Here is a 15770-nt window from a genome sequence, read left to right as displayed (position 1 = left end):
CGTGTGATGGAACTTCTCGACTTCGGACGCTACACGCGGGGTACGACAAATTCAGGCCGGTTCCTGCGTTGCGGGAGCGGATCACCACTCCGTAAGAAGTCCCGGATCAGGGCAAAGCGGGCTCGGTGCCCAGGCCGAGCTGGGCCGCGGACGCCCGCACGGCGTCGATCACCAGGTGCAGGGCGGGGCGCCGGAACGCGGTGCGCCGGTAGGCGATCGACACCGTCCGGAGCAGCGGCGTGGTGAGGGCGACGACGTCGATCCCCGGCGGCCGCAGCAGCCGCAGCCCCAGGTCCGACACGAGGGTGATGCCCAGCCCGGCCCCGACCATCGCCATCGCTGTCGACTGCTCCTCGACCTCGTGGTTGATCTTCGGTGTGAAGCCGTGGCGCTGGCAGGCTGTGCGCATCGCGCGGCCGAAGTGCGACTTGGCGCCGGCCAGGATCCACGGGTGCTCGGCGAGTTCGTCCAGTGACGCCGACCCCGACGGCACCGCGCCCCGGGGGACCGCGGCGTGCAGCCGTTCCACGGCCACGACGGCCCGCTCCAGCCCGGCGTCCCAGGTCGTCGGCGCGTCGGAGTACTCGATCACGAACGACAGGTCGAGGCGGCCGTCCCGGACCGCTTCGGCGGTGTCCTCGGGCGCCAGTTCGCGGGTGCGGACCTCGATGCCGGGATGCTCGCCGGCCAGCGCGGTCAGCGCCGTCGGGAGCAGGCCGGAGGCCACCGACGCCCACACCCCGGCGGTCAGCCGGACCGTGCGGGCCTCCTGGGCCTCTTCCAGGGCGAGCGTCGCCCGCTCGACCGAGCCGAGGATCTCCTCGGCGTGCTCGGTGAGCAGAGTGCCCAGCTCGGTCAGCTGGACGCGCCGGCCGAGCCGCTCGAACAGCTTCGCGCCCACGTCCCGTTCCAGCTGCGCGAGCTGCTGCGAAACCGCCGAAGCGGTGTAGTGCAGCGCGGCGGCCGCCGCGGTCACGGTGCCCCGGCGGTGCAGCTCGCGCAGCATCCGCAAGCGGTGCAGCGAAAGCTCCATACACCAAACCTAAACGAGATCGTGCAGCAGCGTTAAATGGACGGGCGGCCCGCCGGGGGCGCACGCTCGTGGTGGCGGTCACCCACGGCCGCCCCGGACTCCCCTGGAGGTGAGTGGCCTGATGACCCCGAGCAACGCCGAACCGCTGATGCGGCTCACGTGGACCGACCCCATCACCGGCGCGCACGGCTACCTGGTCGTGCACAGCCTGGTCTCCGGCGTCACCACCGGGGGCACCCGGATGCGGGCCGGCTGCACGATGAGCGAGGTCGAGGACCTCGCCCGGGGCATGGCCAGCAAGACGGCCACCTTCAACCTGCCGGTCGGCGGGGCCAAGGGCGGCATCGACTTCGACCCGAAGGACCCGCGCGCGTTCGACGTCCTGAAGCGGTTCTGCGCGTTCCTGCGGCCGTGGCTGGACGCCCACTGGGTGACCGCGGAGGACCTCGGCGTGCCGCAGCACCTGATCGACTCGGTGTTCGCCGAGCTGGGGCTGGAGCAGTCGTACCACGCCGCCATCCGCCGTGCGGCCGATCCGGCGCGGACCCTGCGCCGGGTGCAGGCGGGTCTCAACGCGCCGGTTCCCGGCGGGTTGCTGCTCGGCGACGTCGTCGGCGGCTACGGCGTGGCGCAGGCGTGTCTCGGCGTTGCCGCGGCGTGGGACTGGGACGCCCGCGAAACGACCGTGGCGATCCAGGGCATCGGCACGATGGGCGGCGGGGCGGCCTGGTACCTGCACGAAGCGGGCATGAAGGTCGTGGCGGTGGCGGACGCCGCGGGCACCCTGTTCGCCCCGGAGGGTCTCGACGTCCCGGCGCTGCTCGACCTGCGCGACCGCTTCGGCGAGGTGGACCGTTCCCGGCTGCCCGCCGGCGTCCGGACGCTGGCACGGGAGGCGGTCGTCGGGATCGACGCGGACATCTTCGTGCCAGCCGCGATCTCCTACGCCCTGCGCCAGGACAACGAAAACCTCGTCAAGGCCAAGGTCGTCGTCGAAGCGGCCAACGCGGCGACGACGCCGGAAGCGGAGGCCGCGCTGTCGGCACGGGGTGTCGCGGTCGTGCCGGACTTCGTCGCCAACGCGGGCGCGGCGGCCTGGGCGTGGTGGCTGCTGCTGGGTGAGGTCGGCGCGGACCCGGCCGACTCGTTCCTCCGGCTGCGCACCGAGATGCAGGCGAAGGTCGCGCTCCTGCTGGCGGAGTGGAACATGGACCGCCTGCCGCTGCGCCTCACCGGGCTCAAGCTGGCCGAGGCCAACCGGGCCCGGCGCGCCGAAGCGGCGCTCGCCCCGGAAGGCGAACCGGGGCTGCTCATCCCCTGACGCGGTCCGCGAACCGGTCGGTCGCGTCGATCAGTGCCTGCTGCATCGACGCGGCCGACGTCGTGTGCCCGACGTCGGCGAGCATCACCAGCTCGCTGCCCGGCCAGGCGTGGTGCAGCAGCCACGGCGTGCCGACGAGGTTGTTGGTGTCCAGCACGCCTTGCACCAGCACCGCGGGGATGCCCGCGAGCTTGCCCGCCTCGCGCAGGATCACGCCGTCCTCGAGGAACGCGCGGTTGCTGAAGTAGTGCGTGACGAGCCGGGCGAAGCAGAGCCGGTAGGCGGGATCCTCGAACACGTCGTGCGGCGGGACGCCGGGGAGCATGGCGTCTTCCCAAGCGCACCAAGCGTCGGCCGCCCGGTGGTGGACCGCGGGGTCCGGGTCCATCAGCAGCCGGTGGTAGGCCGCGGACAGGTCGCCGTCGCGCTCGGCTTCCGGCACTCCGTCGCGGAACCTGGCGAAGGCCTCGGGGAAGTACGCGCCGAGGCCGCGGATGAGCATTTCGATCTCGAGGTGCCGGTCGGTCGCCAGGCCCATCAGGACGATCTCGCTGATCCGCCCGGTGTGCCGCAGCGCGTAGGTCAGGCTGAGCACCGAACCCCAGGAACCGCCGAACAGCAGCCACTTTTCGATGCCGAGCCGGGTGCGCAGCAGCTCGAAATCCGCGAGCAGCCGGCCGGTGGTGTTGGCCGACAGGTCGGCGACCGGGGCACCGGCGTGGGGCGTGCTGCGGCCACAGCCGCGCTGGTCGACGAGCACGACGCGGTACCGCGCCGGGTCGAAGTAGCGGCGGAGGTTCGCCGAGCACCCGGAGCCGGGCCCGCCGTGCACCACGAGTGCGGGCTTCCCGGCCGGGTTTCCGCAGGTCTCCCAGTACATCCGGTGTCCGTCGCCGACGTCCAGCATGCCGTGTTCGTACGGTTCGATCTCGGGATACAGCATCGGCGCCCTTCCCCGGAATACAACAGCGCTGTCACATTAGCGCGTTTCCGGCTCAGGCGAGGGTTTCGGCCAGTTCGGCGAGCGTGCTTGCCAGCTCCCGCGGGCCGGCCGGGCCGATGTGGATGACCGCGTCGTCGCCCGAGCCGGTCGTGTAGCTGAGGTAGCGGCCCCAGTCGGTGTCCGCGTAGTGGAGTGGCTGCCGCAGGCAGGTATGGCGCCCGACGTCGTCGCGGCGGCCGACGTAGAGCTCGCCGCTGCCGGTCACCGGCCGCTGGACCAGGCTGACGACGTCGGCGATCGCCGGAGCCAGCGGGTAGGCGTCCGGTCCGCGGCGGGCCGCCTCCGTCAGGTCCGCCACCCGGACGGCGCGCGGGTGGCCGCCGCCGGGACCGACCGGCGGCAGCTGGTCCACCAGCGCTTCGGCGAGCCGGTTGCGGTCGATCTCCTGCACGCCGACGTGGGTCCCGTCGGAGACCGCCAGCACCGCCTGCAGTCCCTTCGCCGCGGCCAGCACCCCGTAGGTCCGCCCGCCGGTGCCGACCCAGCCGTAGCACTCGCGTGCCGGGCTGACCAGCAACGGAAGCCAGTCGAGGAAGTCGACGGTGGTGCGGCCCTTGGCGTCGACCAGGCCGGCCTCCGCCAGCGCGGCGTCGACCCGCTTGCCCGCCTCGTCGCGCTCGGCGTCCGAAAGCCAGAGCGGCTCCGGGCGCAGGGTGACGTGCAGCGGGCCGGCCTGTTCGCGCTCGGCCAGTGCGGCCAGCGCCTCGACCGGAACGTCCACCCGGCCTGTTGCCACGTCCACCCGCCCTACTCGCCGATGACCGGCGGGCTGGTCCGCTGGTCGGTGCCGAAGATCGCGTCCGGGTCCGCCTCGATCAGGAAGTCCGGGCGCTGGTGCTCGTCGTCTTCCTCGCCCTCACCCCGCCGCGCCCCGGCGCCCATGGGCCCCATGGCCCCGGACCGCCCGGCGGCCGAACGCGCCGCGGCGGCTTCGGCCGCGGCCGCGTTGCCGAGGCTGCCCATGCCGGAGCGGCCCCCGCTGCCGAGCCCGCGCTCCCCCGCCGAGCCGGCCCCGCCGCCACCACCGGCGCCCGTGCCGGTCCCGCCGCGGCCGGTGGAGTCGAGCAGCCGTCCGCCCGCGTTCCCGCTGTTCGGCCCCCGCCCACCGGGACCGGTGCCCGGTTCCTCCCCGAAGGTGGTCGAGTAGTTCTGACCGCCACCCCCGCCGGTGGACGTCGGGTAGAAGTCGATCCCGCCGGACGGCGGCGGGATCTTGCCGGGCCGGTCGCCCGGCCGCTCCCCCGGCTTGACCGGCGTCGGTACGGGTGTGCGCGTCGAGTGGGTGGTGTCGTCGCCCCCGGCGCCTCCGGTACCACCCGTGCCGCCAGTTCCTCCGGTCCCGCCGGTGCCTCCCGTGCCGCCAGTTCCTCCGGTGCCTCCCGTGCCGCCGGTCCCGCCGGGCTTGTCGGGACCCCCGGTGTGCGTGGTGTCGACACTGGTCGTCGACGTGTGGTCGCCGCCGCCGGGATCGCCGCCCCCGCTGTTCCTGGGCGGCGTCTCGGGCAGAACCACCTTCCCCGGCTTGGTCGGCTGGGTGACGGAGATGGCGGCGCCGTCGGCCTCGAGCACGCCGTAGTCCGTGGGAAGCGCCGCCCTCGTGCCGCTGGTGACACTGCTGTACTGGTCCATCACGCGGACGTTGGTTTCGTTGGCCGCGTTGTACTTGGCGATGCCTTCCTGGTAGTTGTCGATGTCGTCCTTGGCCATGAACGGCCCGGCGATCGGGATGGCGGCCTTGAGCCCGGTGGTCCACGGGTTGGGCTTCTCGGGCTTCGGCGGCACTTCGACGACGGCGTTGCTGGAGTGCTCGAAGACGCCGGCCTGGGTGTCGACGGAGACCTGGGTGACGTCCAGCGGCGCGGCGGTTTCGGCGAAAGCCTGTTCCAGGGGCCCGGCCCCGGCGTTCGCGGCGTCGGCCGCGTTCCCCGTCCAGGCCTGTTTCATCCGGTCCTGCAGGGCCTTGATGCCCTGCGCGCGCGTCATGTAGGCCGAGGACAGCTCCGAGACCTTCCCCGCGGCTTCGCGGAGGCCGGAGGTGTCGCCCTGTCTGAAGTTGTCGTAGATCTGCTTGCCATCCACTCGTCAGGCCCCCTTGAGCGTGGTGATGACGGCGGCCGCCACCTTCTGCGCCGCGGCGCAGGAATCCTGCTGACCTTCGTAGCCGCCGGCGTACACGGCGATCGCCAGGTCGTCGGCGACACCGATGTCGAGGTGGCAGTTGCCGCCCGGACGCCGGTCTTTCTTGTCGAGGTAGATCGCGGGATAGCCTTCGACGTCCGGGGCCTTCTCGAGGAACGGGAACTGGCCGCTCTCGTGCGCGCCGTACAGCCCGGTCAGGCCGCCCAAGCCCCGGTCCCGGTTGCCGGTCGCGATGACGATCTGCATGCTGATGCCTTCGCCGGAGATCTTCCAGGCGCATCCCGGTCCGGCCGCGCCGTACCCGTCGTCCCGCAGCTGGGTGTCGCCCGCATCCGTGAACCGCAGCGAGGACAGCACCGAAGCCGGCACGATGTCGCACGGCTTCGAGGTGTACTTCGAAACGTCGAGCGGCGCAGGAACCTTCGGCACGTCGGGGTTGACCGACGCGCCCGGCGACGCAGAGGTGTTCGGCGCGGGCGAAGCGGTACCGGTCTTCTCGGCGGAACACCCGGCGAGCAGCAGCAGAACAGCCGCGGCGGCGACGCGAGCAGGCAGACGCACGGTCACACCGTCCGGAAGGGGTCGGCCATGCCGTGGTCGGTGGCGACCGTCTTGGTCTGGGCTTCCTTGAGCTTCTTGATGTAGTTCTGCACGTACTTCAGCATCGATTCGTTCTGGTCCTGCAGCGCCGTGAGGGATTCCATCGTCGTCGAGACGTACCCGTCGCTGACCGTGTCCTTGCCCGGCGAGGTGAGCACCGTGACGATGTAGTCGATCTTGCTCTTGTCGTCGACGATCTTGTCCAGCTCCGCTTCCCACTGGCCGATCACCGAGGCGAGCTCCTCGGGGTCCATCCGGAACTGGCCGCCCCCGCCGCCACCGCCGCCGTAGACGCGGCCGCGCTCGCCGAGGATGTCACCGCCCCAGACCGCCTGGACCGCCTGCCCGGCTTCGCCGATGATCACGCTCGCACCTTCCCCTCGGCTCACCCACCGTGATGGGACGAAGATTAGCCAACCGTCTCACTCCGTGTCAGCGAATCGCCGCAACGTTCAGACGATGGGGACGGGCGCGGGGTTCCCGGCACTCCGGGTCACAGTACGTACGTACGGATTGCGAGATGCCGGTCCGCGGTGCCAGGATTTCAGGATGCCACGCGTAAGCCAGGATCACCTCGACGCACGCCGGCGCCAGATCCTCGACGGCTCGCGCGTCTGCTTCGCACGCTACGGCTACGAAGGTGCCACAGTCCGGCGCTTGGAGGAAGCCACCGGGCTGTCGCGCGGGGCCATCTTCCACCACTTCCGCGACAAGGAGTCGCTCTTCCTCGCCCTCGCCGAAGACGACGCGCTCCGGATGGCCGACGTCGTCGCCGAGCAGGGCCTCGTCCAGGTGATGCGGGACCTGCTGGCCGGCGGGGACCACCCGGCGGACTGGCTCGGCACCCGGCTGGAAGTGTCCCGGCGGCTGCGCACCGACCCGGAGTTCCGCGCCCGCTGGGCCGAGCGGTCCGAGCAGCTGACCACCGCCACCCGCCTGCGCCTGCTGCGCCAGCGGGAGGCCGGGAACCTCCGCGACGACGTCGACGTCGATGTCCTCACCGCGTTCCTCGAACTCGTCCTCGAAGGACTGGTCTCGCACCTGGCCATGGGCCTGCCCGCGGCCGGCCTCGGCCCGGTGCTCGACCTCGTCGAGGAAACGGTGCGGCGCCACCGGCCGGGCACCGGCGCCGGAACGGAGCGGCGGGCGGAGTGAGCGCGCCGACACACCGGCGACGCCAGCGGCGCGTGTGGGAGACACGTTAAGCTGGTCCGCATATCCGCAGTACACGCCGATTTCTTGCTAGGAGTGACCGTTCCGTGCGCGCAGCGCAGTCACCCGGTGACAGTACCGGGCCGGGTGACCGACCCGGCTGTCCGATAGGTTCATCCCCCGCCGAGGCGGGTGCGGAATGATCCAGATCCTCTTCGCCGTGCTCGGCGTCCTCCTCTTCGTGCTGCTGACGGTCGGCACCGGGCTCGCGGTCGCCGCCGAGTTCTCGCTGACCGCGCTGGAGCGCAGCACCGTCGAGGCCAACGTCCGCCAGGTCGGCGACCGCCGCGCGCTGACCGTCCAGAAGGCGCACCGGACGCTGTCGTTCCAGCTCTCCGGCGCCCAGGTCGCGATCACGCTCACCACGCTGATCACCGGGTACCTGGCCGAACCGCTGATCGGCGAGCTCGTCCGGCCGCTGCTCACCGGCATCGGGCTCCCGGCCGGGTTCGCGGGGGGCGCGTCGATCGTGCTCGCCCTGGTCCTGGCCACCTCGCTGTCGATGATCCTCGGCGAGATGGTGCCGAAGAACCTCGCGATCGCCCGGCCGCTGCCGACCGCGCGCGCGGTCGCCGGCTACCACTCGCGGTTCTCCGCGCTGTTCCGCTGGCTCATCACGCTGATGAACAACAGCGCGAACTTCCTCGTGCGCAAGTTCGGCGTCGAACCGCAGGAAGAGCTGCGGTCCGCGCGTTCGCCGCAGGAGCTGGGCTCGATCGTGCGCTCCAGCGCCGAAAGCGGCACGCTCGACACGTCCACCGCGGAGCTGCTGGACCGCTCGCTGCGGTTCGGCGAGCGCACCGCGGAGGAGCTGATGACGCCGCGTGTGCAGCTCGAGTCCCTCGCCGTCGGCGACACCATCGCCGACCTGATCGACATCTCGCGCCGGACCGGGTTCTCGCGGTTCCCGGTGCAGGCCGAGGACCTCGACGACGTCCGCGGCGCGGTGCACGTCAAGCAGGCCTTCGCCGTGCCCGCCGCGGAGCGGGCGCAGGTGCCGATCGGCTCGGTCATGCGCCCGGTGCCGACCGTGCCCGAGTCCCTGCCCGGCGACGACCTGCTCAACCGCCTGCGCGACTCGCGGTTCCAGCTGGCGATCGTCGTCGACGAGTACGGCGGCACGGCCGGGCTGGTCACCCTCGAGGACGTCGTCGAGGAGATCATCGGCGACGTCCGCGACGAGCACGACGACCGCGAAGCGCCGGCGTCGCAGCAGGTCGGCACGGACAGCTGGCTGGTGTCCGGCCAGCTGCGCGCCGACGAGGTCACCGGCGTCACCGGGTTCCGGATGCCGGACGGCGACTACGAGACCATCGCCGGGCTGATCCTCGAGCGGCTGGGCAAGATCCCCGCCGAGGGGGACGCCACGGAGGTCGACGGCTGGCGGCTGACGGTGACCACCATGGACAAGCGCCGGATCGCCGAGGTCGAGGTCGCCCCGGTCCCCGCCACCCCGGAGCAGGAGCCGGAGGTGGCCCCGTGAGCGACTGGCTGAACATCGCCCTCGTCGTGGTCCTGCTGCTGGCCAACGCCTTCTTCGTCGGCGCGGAGTTCACGCTGATCTCCTCGCGGCGGGACAGGCTCGAGGCACTGCTGGAGCAGGGCAAGACGCGCGCGAAGATCGTCATCAACGCCAGCAAGCACGTCTCGCTGATGCTGGCCGGCGCGCAGCTGGGCATCACCATCTGCTCGCTGCTGCTCGGCCGCCTCGGCGAACCCGCGATCGCGCACCGGCTGGCGGCGGGCTTCGACCTGCTGGGCCTGCCCGAGGCGCTGCTGCACCCCATCTCGTTCGCCATCGCGCTGGCGTTCATCACCGTGGCGCACGTGCTGATCGGCGAGATGGTGCCGAAGAACCTCGCCATCGCCGAGCCGGAGCGGCTGGCGCTGTGGCTGGTGCCGGCGCACGTCGCGTGGGTGAAGCTGGCCAACCCGTTCATCTGGCTGCTGAACTTCGTGGCCAACTCGCTGCTGCGCGCCGTGCGGGTCGAGCCGAAGGACGAGCTGGAGACGGCGTACACGTCCGACGAGCTGGCCGAGCTGCTCAGCGAGTCGCGCCGGGAGGGCCTGCTCGACCAGTCCGAGCACGAACGGCTCGCCCAGACGCTGTCCTCGGTGCAGAAGACGGTCGCCGACGTGCTGGTGCCGACGGCCGAGCTGACCACGCTGCCGTGCGGGCCGACCGTCGGCGAGGTGGAGCGGGCGGTGTCCTCCACCGGCTTCTCCCGCTTCCCGGTGTGCACCGACGACGGACGCCTGACCGGCTACATCCACGTGAAGGACATCCTCGACCTCGCGGGGCAGGACCCGGCGACGGTCGTCCCCGCCGCGAAGACGCGGGCGCTCACCGAGCTGCGCGCCGACGCCCGGCTCGACGTCGCGCTTTCGGCCATGCGCAAGGAAGGCAGCCACCTCGCGCGGGCGCTCGACGCGAGCGGGAACGCCGTCGGCGTCGTCGCGCTCGAAGACCTCGTCGAGGAGTACGTGGGCACCGTGCGCGACGGGACCCACGTGGGCGCATGAACGGCGTGGAGGTCCTGGCCGAACCGGACTGGCTGGCCCGGGAAGCGGCCCATGTCGAGCGGATGCGCCGGTGGACGGTCCCGCACCAGGAGCGGCGGGCGCGGGGCGAGAAGCACCCGGTGCTGGACTTCCTGTTCACCTACTACTCGTACCGGCCGTCGCACCTGGAGCGGTGGCAGCCCGGGCCCGGCGTCGCCCTCGCCGGGCCCGCCGCGCGGCGCTTCCTGGACCGCAAGGGGTACGTCTCGACGGCCGGCGGTGTCGTGCTGGATCCGGCGGGCTTCACCGAGGGCAAGGCCCGGACGGCCGAGTTCGTTCTGGGCCTGCTGACCGCGACGGCGTCGCGTGCGCCGCGGCTGAGCTGCTTCGGGCTGCACGAGTGGGCGATGGTCTACCGCGAGCCGGCCGATTCGGTGCGGCACAACCAGGTGCCGCTCCGGCTCGGCTCGGCGGGCACCGACGCCGTCGTGGAGTCACTGGACATCCGGTGCGGGCACTTCGACGCGTTCCGCTTCTTCACGGCCGACGCGCGTCCCCGCAACGAGCTGACGCCGTCGCGGGAGACGCAGGTCGCCCTCGAGCAGCCCGGGTGCCTGCACGCGAACATGGACCTGTTCAAGTGGGCGTACAAGCTCGGCCCGTTCGTGCCCGCGGAGCTGGTCGCGGACTGTTTCGAGCTGGCCGTCGAGATCCGGACGCTGGACATGCGGGCGAGCCCGTACGACCTGGCCGGGCTCGGCTACCCGCCGGTACGCGTCGAAACCGCGCCGGGGCGGGCCGAGTACGCGAGGGCCCAAGGGGAGTTCGCGGGCCGGGCGGCCCCGCTGCGTCATCGCCTGATTGCGCATTGCCATCGCCTGGTCAGCGCAGCACCCTGAGCGCGCGCGACTGTGAGTCAGATTATTCTCTCTCCGATACTCACCTGTTAGGGTGATAACGGTTTGATTGCATCGCAGCGCGTGCTTGACGTGCGCTCACGCCCGAAAGGATGACGATGGGGCGACACACCCGGGACGAGGAGCCGGTGCCGCACCCTCTGGACCGCACGCCACGCGTCCCCGCCGAGGGCCGGCCGGCCGCTCCTGGCCGCCCGCACCCGGGTGGGACCACGGCGTCGCCGCAGGTCGCCGGCCGCAGCGAGGCTTCGGGCGCCACCCGGAAACCCCGGCGCAGCTCGATCTCCGACGCGTTCGGGATCGCCGGCCGCGCGGCCCGCGCGGCCGCGCGCAGCGAATCGACCGGCTCCTACTTCGTCCCCGCGAACGAAACCCCCGCCCCGGCCGCGACGGCCCGCCGCGGGGAGACCTCCGGCGCCTACCCGGCCGCGAGCCGCGGCCCGGCGACCGGTGCCCACCCCACCCGGCGCGGGGAAGCTTCCGGCTCCTATCCCGCCGCCGTCCGCGTCGAGCCCCCGGTCACTCGTCCCCCTCACCGTGGTGAGGCTTCCTACCCCGCGGTCCGGCGCGACGAGACGGCCGCCGAGCGGACCGAGGTGATCGCCCGGCTCGAGACCGTGGGCGAGCACCCGGTCTCCGCGCGCGGCGAAGCGTCCGGTTCCTTCCGCGCCGTCGCCGACGTCCGGACAGCCGACCGTGACGAGCACACCGCCGCCGAGCGGACCGAGGTCACCGGGGAACACGAAGTCACCGGCAAGCGCCGCGCCCGCCGCGACAGCACCACCGAAGGCGAAGGCCGCCGCCGCGCGCCCGGCCGCGACGACACCACGGGCCCGCACCGCACCGCCGGCAAGGGCGAGGCGACCGGCTCCCACCGGGTCGTCGCCAAGGGCGAGGCCACCGGCTCCCACCGCATCGTCGGCAAGAAGGCCCCGCGCCGCCGGATCGCGGGCTGGCCGATCGCGTGCCTCGTGCTCGCCGTGCTGATCGGGCTCGGCGTGATCGGCTGGAACTGGGCCGACAACGAGCTCAACAGCCGGGCCGAGGCGCAGGCCGCCAGCTGTTCCGGCGGCACCTCCCAGATGCGGGTGATCGTCACCCCGAGCGCGCAGAAGCCCCTCGCCGCCGCGGCCGAGCGCTGGAACCAGGCCGCCACCGTCGTCCACGGCCAGTGCGTGCACGTGACGATCGACGCGAAGGCGTCGTCGCAGGTGCTCGACGCGCTGGTCGGCCGGGCGGGCCTGGACTCGATCGGCGGGCTCCCGGCCGCCTGGCTGCCCGAGTCGTCGTACTGGGTGAGCGAGCTCACCACCAAGAAGCCCGAGATGATCGGCTCGCCCGCGCAGTCGGTGGCGAACGCCCGGTCGGCGGACTACCCGTTCATCGGCCTTTCGGGCCAGGGCATCGACGACACCGTGCTGCGCGCCGCCCAGACGTTCCGCGAGTACCTCGAGCAGCCCGCCCAGCAGGCCGACTTCGCCGCCGCGGGGATCAAGGCGGCCTGAACCTCTTCGCCGGCTCCCGGAGCCGTTCCACCGCCGCGGACGGCGGCGCCGGACTCCACCACCTTCCGCTCGACGTGGACGTGCGGATCACTCACCCGGCATCAGACGCGGGTGCCGTTGTCGAGTTCGGCGACGACGGCGAGGTCGTCGTCGGCCAGCTCGAAGTCGAAGATCCCGAAGTGCTCGCGGGTCCGGGTCGTGGTGACCGAGGCCGCCACCGCGACCGTGCCCGTCTGCAGGTGCCACCGGAGCACGATCTGGGACGGCGTCTTGCCGTACTTCGCGGCGAGCGCGGTGACCGTCTCGTCGGCCAGCAGCGCGGAGTTCGCCGCCGGGCTCGACGCGGCCGTCAGGATGCCGTGCTCGGCGTGGAAGTCCCGCAGCGGGAGCTGCTGCAGCCACGGGTGCAGCTCGACCTGGTTGACCGTGGGCACCGAGCCGGTCGCGTCGATCAGCCGCCGCAGCTCGGCGACGCCGAACCCGGCCACGCCGGCCGCGCGGACCCGGCCGTCGGCGCGCAGCCGGCTCAGGACGCGCCAGGTGTCGGTGAAGGCGCCTTTCGTGCCGTCCAGCAGGCACAGGTCGGCCCGCTCGAGCCCCAGCGCGGTCAGCGCCTGGTCGGCCGCGCGGCGGGCCGTGTCGTACCCCTGCGCCGGCACGTGCACGCTGACGAACAGGTCTTCGCGCGGTACTTCGGCCGCGGCCAGCACCGCGCCCACCGCGGCCTCGGTCCCCGGCGCGGTGTCGATGCCGCGGTAGCCGGTGTCGAGGGCGATGCGGACGGCGCGGCCGGTTTCGGCCGCGGACAGGCCCGCGACGCCGAACAGCAGCTGGGGGATGCGGACTCCGTCGGACAAGGCGAGCGAAGGGACGGCCATCAACCGGTGATCCTCACTTCGGATGCTGCGCGGACCTCCATCATCCCACCAGCGTGGCCCGCTCGCGCAGATAAGCCGCCGTCCGCGGGTCGGCCGGGAAGAAGGACTCGATCACCAGTTCCGCCACGGTGATGTCCAGCGGGGTCCCGAACGTCGCGACCGTGCTGAAGAACGTCAGGTCGGTGCCTTCGTGGCGGAACCGCAGCGGCACGAAGATGTCACCCGGTCCGGGGACCTCCACCTCGGGCACGGGCTGGTCGCACGGGTAGCCGCGCAGCTCGTCCAGGAGGTCGGCGAGACCGGCGTCCGCGGTCTGGCTCACCTGCCGCCGTAGCCGGCCGAGCAGGTGCCCGCGCCACTCCCCCAGGTTCCGGATGTGCGGTGCCATGCCGTCGGGGTGCAGGGTCGCGCGCAGCACGTTGGTGGTCAGCTCGGGCGCGATCCCGGCCACGAACAGCCCGGTGCCGGCGTTGGCGTCGACGAGGTCCCAGTTCCGGTCGACGACGGCGGCCGGGTACGGCTCGTGGCTCACGAGCAGCTGCCGGACGGCTTCGCGGACGGCGGACATCTCGGGGTCCGGCAACCCGCTCTCCGTGTAGGCGGGCGCGTAGCCGGCGGCCAGCAGCAGCCCGTTGCGTTCCCGCAGCGGCACGTCGAGGTGCTCGCCGAGCCGCAGGACCATGTCCCGGCTCGGCTTGGACCGGCCGGTCTCCACGAAGCTCAGGTGGCGGGTCGAGATGTCCGCGGAGATCGCCAGGTCGAGCTGGCTGATCCGGCGACGGTCACGCCATTCCCGCAGCAGTTCCCCGACCGGCCGCTGCCGAGCGGCCGCCTGCACTGTAGTCGTCACGCGAGCGACGCTACGGCGATCACCGGACCGCTGCCATTACTTCCGGGGTAATGCCCCGGCATTACCTCTCGCGTAATCGACGGGCCGCCGCGGCTGCGCCAGAGTCGGTCCCAGCGCAGGACGACGAACCCGTTGTCCCCCAACGAAAGGAACCACCATGACCGACGTCCGTGGCCTCGTCGAGCAGTACCTCGCCGTGTGGAACGAGACCGACGACGCCAAGCGGCGGGCCCTCGTCGCCGACGTCTTCACCGAGGATGCCGGCTTCACCGACCCGTTCGGCGCCGCCACCGGGCACGACGGGATCGACCAGTTCGTGGCCGGGGCCCAGCAGCAGTTCGGCGGCCTGACGCTCAGCCTGCCCGCCGAGCCGGACGCCCACCACCACCTCGCGCGGTTCCAGTGGTACCTCGGCGAACCCGGGGCCGAGCCGGTCGCGATCGGGTTCGACGTCGTCGAGATCGCGGACGGCCGGATCGCCAAGGTGCACGGCTTCCTGGACAAGATGCCGGGTTGACGCGGCGGCGTGCGGGCTCCCGGGCAGGGGAACCCCGCACGCCTCCCGCACCGCTAGCCCTTCAGCGCGCCCCGCCAGCGCACGGTCGGGCGCAGCTTCTCCGGGTTCACCCGGTGCTTGTTGGCGCCGACGATGTCGAACATCGACTCGATCAGGGTGTCCGAGAGCAGATGCGGCTCCAGGCCCAGCCCGACCAGCCCGGTGTGCTTGACGTTGTAGTAGTGCTCCGGCGCCTCGGTGCGCGGGTTCTCCAGCTGCTCGATCTGCACCGGGCCGGGGAACCGGTCGGCGACGAGGTCGGCGATACCGGCCACCGACAGGCTCTCGGTCATCTGGTTGAAGACGCGGAACTCGCCCGGCTCGGCGGGGTGTTCGACGGCCAGCCGGATGCACTCCACGGTGTCGCGGATGTCGATCAGGCCGCGGGTCTGCGCGCCCTTGCCGTACACGGTCAGCGGCTGGCCCAGCACCGCCTGGATGACGAACCGGTTCAGCACCGTCCCGAACACCGCGTCGTAGTCGAACCGGGTCGCCAGCCGCGGGTCCAGCGCCGTCTGCGGCGTCTGCTGGCCGTACACGACGCCCTGGTTGAGGTCCGTGGCCCGCAGGCCCCACGCGCGGCAGGTGAATTCGATGTTGTGCGAATCGTGGACCTTGGTCAGGTGGTAGAAGGAACCGGGCCGTTTCGGGAACAGCACCCGGTCCTTGCGCCCGTTGTGTTCGAGGTCGAGCCAGCCTTCTTCGATGTCGATGTTCGGCGTGCCGTATTCGCCCATCGTGCCCAGCTTCACCAGGTGGATCGCGGGATTGATCTCCGCGATCGCGTAGAGCAGGTTCAGCGTGCCGACCACATTGTTGTGCTGGGTGTACACCGCGTGTTCGCGGTCGATCATGGAGTAGGGCGCCGATCGCTGTTCGGCGTAGTGGACGATCGCGTCGGGCGCGAAGCCGCGCACGGCTTCGAACAGGAACTCCGCGTCCAGGAGATCACCTTCGTAGCTGGTGATCGTCCGCCCGGAGACCTCCTTCCAGGCGGTGATCCGGTCCGCGAGGGACTCGATCGGGACCAGGCTCTCGACCCCCAGCTCGGCGTCGTAACCGCGGCGGGCGAAATTGTCGAGGACGGCCACCTCGTGGCCTTTGTCCGATAAGTGCAACGCGGTCGGCCAGCCCAGATAACCGTCACCGCCGAGAACCAGCACCCGCATTGTGCCGCCTTTCCTGCTCGTTCAGCCACAGGCACGCTATCTATCACGTGCTGATGAGGACCTGGCAAAGACCTGTGAATCTCCT

16 protein-coding genes are annotated in these 15770 nt (G+C 71.9%); 7 read left to right on the top strand and 9 right to left on the bottom strand.

The window, feature by feature from the left end; translation table 11 throughout:
• Positions 1–106: 106 nt before the first annotated feature.
• On the bottom strand, positions 107–1033 hold the full coding sequence (locus CF165_RS07870) for a LysR family transcriptional regulator (RefSeq protein ID WP_093946762.1): 927 nt from the start codon (positions 1031–1033) through the stop codon (positions 107–109).
• A 121-nt stretch (positions 1034–1154) separates the two neighbouring features.
• Here CF165_RS07870 and CF165_RS07865 point away from each other — a divergent pair, with 121 nt between their 5' ends.
• Complete coding sequence (locus CF165_RS07865) at positions 1155–2354, top strand: Glu/Leu/Phe/Val dehydrogenase dimerization domain-containing protein (RefSeq protein WP_093946761.1); 1200 nt, start codon at positions 1155–1157, stop codon at positions 2352–2354.
• On the opposite strand, the gene pip is transcribed toward CF165_RS07865, so the two are convergent.
• The 5 genes from pip to CF165_RS07840 are packed head-to-tail and all read right to left on the bottom strand — an operon-like array spanning position 2344 to position 6461.
• Positions 2344–3297: a prolyl aminopeptidase gene (gene pip / locus CF165_RS07860; RefSeq protein ID WP_093946760.1), complete on the bottom strand. Its 954-nt coding sequence runs from the start codon at positions 3295–3297 to the stop codon at positions 2344–2346. The genes CF165_RS07865 and pip overlap by 11 nt on opposite strands.
• Before the next feature lie 52 nt (positions 3298–3349).
• Positions 3350–4078 (bottom strand): ESX secretion-associated protein EspG, encoded by a 729-nt coding sequence (locus tag CF165_RS07855; RefSeq protein WP_093946759.1) that lies wholly within the window; start codon positions 4076–4078, stop codon positions 3350–3352.
• A gap of 26 nt (positions 4079–4104) precedes the next feature.
• On the bottom strand, positions 4105–5436 hold the full coding sequence (locus tag CF165_RS07850) for a WXG100 family type VII secretion target (protein ID WP_093946758.1): 1332 nt from the start codon (positions 5434–5436) through the stop codon (positions 4105–4107).
• Between the two features lie 3 nt (positions 5437–5439).
• Positions 5440–6057: a DUF3558 domain-containing protein gene (locus CF165_RS07845; protein ID WP_240521493.1), complete on the bottom strand. Its 618-nt coding sequence runs from the start codon at positions 6055–6057 to the stop codon at positions 5440–5442.
• A 2-nt stretch (positions 6058–6059) separates the two neighbouring features.
• Entirely contained in the window at positions 6060–6461 is a 402-nt protein-coding gene (locus tag CF165_RS07840) for a hypothetical protein (RefSeq protein ID WP_093946756.1), read from the bottom strand.
• A 184-nt stretch (positions 6462–6645) separates the two neighbouring features.
• Between CF165_RS07840 and CF165_RS07835 the strand changes: the two genes are divergently transcribed.
• The 5 genes from CF165_RS07835 to CF165_RS07815 all read left to right on the top strand — a co-directional run bounded on the left by CF165_RS07835 (position 6646) and on the right by CF165_RS07815 (position 12232).
• Complete coding sequence (locus CF165_RS07835) at positions 6646–7251, top strand: TetR/AcrR family transcriptional regulator (RefSeq protein ID WP_093946755.1); 606 nt, start codon at positions 6646–6648, stop codon at positions 7249–7251.
• A 196-nt stretch (positions 7252–7447) separates the two neighbouring features.
• Positions 7448–8791, top strand: a complete 1344-nt coding sequence (locus CF165_RS07830) for a hemolysin family protein (RefSeq protein WP_093946754.1) — start codon at positions 7448–7450, stop codon at positions 8789–8791.
• Entirely contained in the window at positions 8788–9831 is a 1044-nt protein-coding gene (locus tag CF165_RS07825; protein WP_093946753.1) for a hemolysin family protein, read from the top strand. The genes CF165_RS07830 and CF165_RS07825 overlap by 4 nt, the downstream gene beginning before the upstream one ends.
• Complete coding sequence (locus tag CF165_RS07820) at positions 9828–10709, top strand: 3-methyladenine DNA glycosylase (protein ID WP_093946752.1); 882 nt, start codon at positions 9828–9830, stop codon at positions 10707–10709. The genes CF165_RS07825 and CF165_RS07820 overlap by 4 nt, the downstream gene beginning before the upstream one ends.
• 116 nt (positions 10710–10825) lie before the next feature.
• Positions 10826–12232 carry a hypothetical protein gene (locus tag CF165_RS07815; protein ID WP_093946751.1) on the top strand — a complete coding sequence of 469 codons (1407 nt, stop codon included), beginning with the start codon at positions 10826–10828 and terminating at the stop codon, positions 12230–12232.
• Between the two features lie 101 nt (positions 12233–12333).
• Here CF165_RS07815 and CF165_RS07810 read toward each other — a convergent pair whose 3' ends face one another.
• Together CF165_RS07810 and CF165_RS07805 are read right to left on the bottom strand one after the other, a co-directional pair.
• Entirely contained in the window at positions 12334–13110 is a 777-nt protein-coding gene (locus CF165_RS07810; protein ID WP_093946750.1) for an aldo/keto reductase, read from the bottom strand.
• Between the two features lie 40 nt (positions 13111–13150).
• Positions 13151–13960 carry a helix-turn-helix domain-containing protein gene (locus tag CF165_RS07805; protein ID WP_205660795.1) on the bottom strand — a complete coding sequence of 270 codons (810 nt, stop codon included), beginning with the start codon at positions 13958–13960 and terminating at the stop codon, positions 13151–13153.
• Positions 13961–14117: 157 nt separating this feature from the next.
• On the opposite strand from CF165_RS07805, the gene CF165_RS07800 reads away from it, so the two are divergent.
• The gene (locus CF165_RS07800; protein ID WP_093946748.1) at positions 14118–14477 is read left to right on the top strand and encodes a nuclear transport factor 2 family protein; all 360 of its coding nucleotides are present in this window, start codon (positions 14118–14120) and stop codon (positions 14475–14477) included.
• 53 nt (positions 14478–14530) lie between these two features.
• On the opposite strand, the gene CF165_RS07795 is transcribed toward CF165_RS07800, so the two are convergent.
• The gene (locus CF165_RS07795; RefSeq protein ID WP_093946747.1) at positions 14531–15685 is read right to left on the bottom strand and encodes an NAD-dependent epimerase/dehydratase family protein; all 1155 of its coding nucleotides are present in this window, start codon (positions 15683–15685) and stop codon (positions 14531–14533) included.
• Between the last annotated feature and the right edge of the window lie 85 nt (positions 15686–15770).

This window comes from Amycolatopsis vastitatis (assembly GCF_002234595.1).
Taxonomy (GTDB): domain Bacteria; phylum Actinomycetota; class Actinomycetes; order Mycobacteriales; family Pseudonocardiaceae; genus Amycolatopsis; species Amycolatopsis vastitatis.
Note: the sequence above shows the minus strand (reverse complement) of the source record. Positions and strands in the feature narration are given on the sequence as shown.

Excerpts from the sequence above, each read along its gene's own strand:
- CF165_RS07870 (WP_093946762.1), bottom strand. The coding sequence starts at position 1,033 with ATGGAGCTTTCGCTGCACCGCTTGCGGATGCTGCGCGAGCTGCACCGC.
- CF165_RS07865 (WP_093946761.1), top strand. The coding sequence starts at position 1,155 with ATGACCCCGAGCAACGCCGAACCGCTGATGCGGCTCACGTGGACCGAC.
- pip (WP_093946760.1), bottom strand. The coding sequence starts at position 3,297 with ATGCTGTATCCCGAGATCGAACCGTACGAACACGGCATGCTGGACGTC.
- CF165_RS07835 (WP_093946755.1), top strand. The coding sequence starts at position 6,646 with ATGCCACGCGTAAGCCAGGATCACCTCGACGCACGCCGGCGCCAGATC.
- CF165_RS07830 (WP_093946754.1), top strand. The coding sequence starts at position 7,448 with ATGATCCAGATCCTCTTCGCCGTGCTCGGCGTCCTCCTCTTCGTGCTG.
- CF165_RS07820 (WP_093946752.1), top strand. The coding sequence starts at position 9,828 with ATGAACGGCGTGGAGGTCCTGGCCGAACCGGACTGGCTGGCCCGGGAA.
- CF165_RS07815 (WP_093946751.1), top strand. The coding sequence starts at position 10,826 with ATGGGGCGACACACCCGGGACGAGGAGCCGGTGCCGCACCCTCTGGAC.
- CF165_RS07810 (WP_093946750.1), bottom strand. The coding sequence starts at position 13,110 with ATGGCCGTCCCTTCGCTCGCCTTGTCCGACGGAGTCCGCATCCCCCAG.
- CF165_RS07800 (WP_093946748.1), top strand. The coding sequence starts at position 14,118 with ATGACCGACGTCCGTGGCCTCGTCGAGCAGTACCTCGCCGTGTGGAAC.
- CF165_RS07795 (WP_093946747.1), bottom strand. The coding sequence starts at position 15,685 with ATGCGGGTGCTGGTTCTCGGCGGTGACGGTTATCTGGGCTGGCCGACC.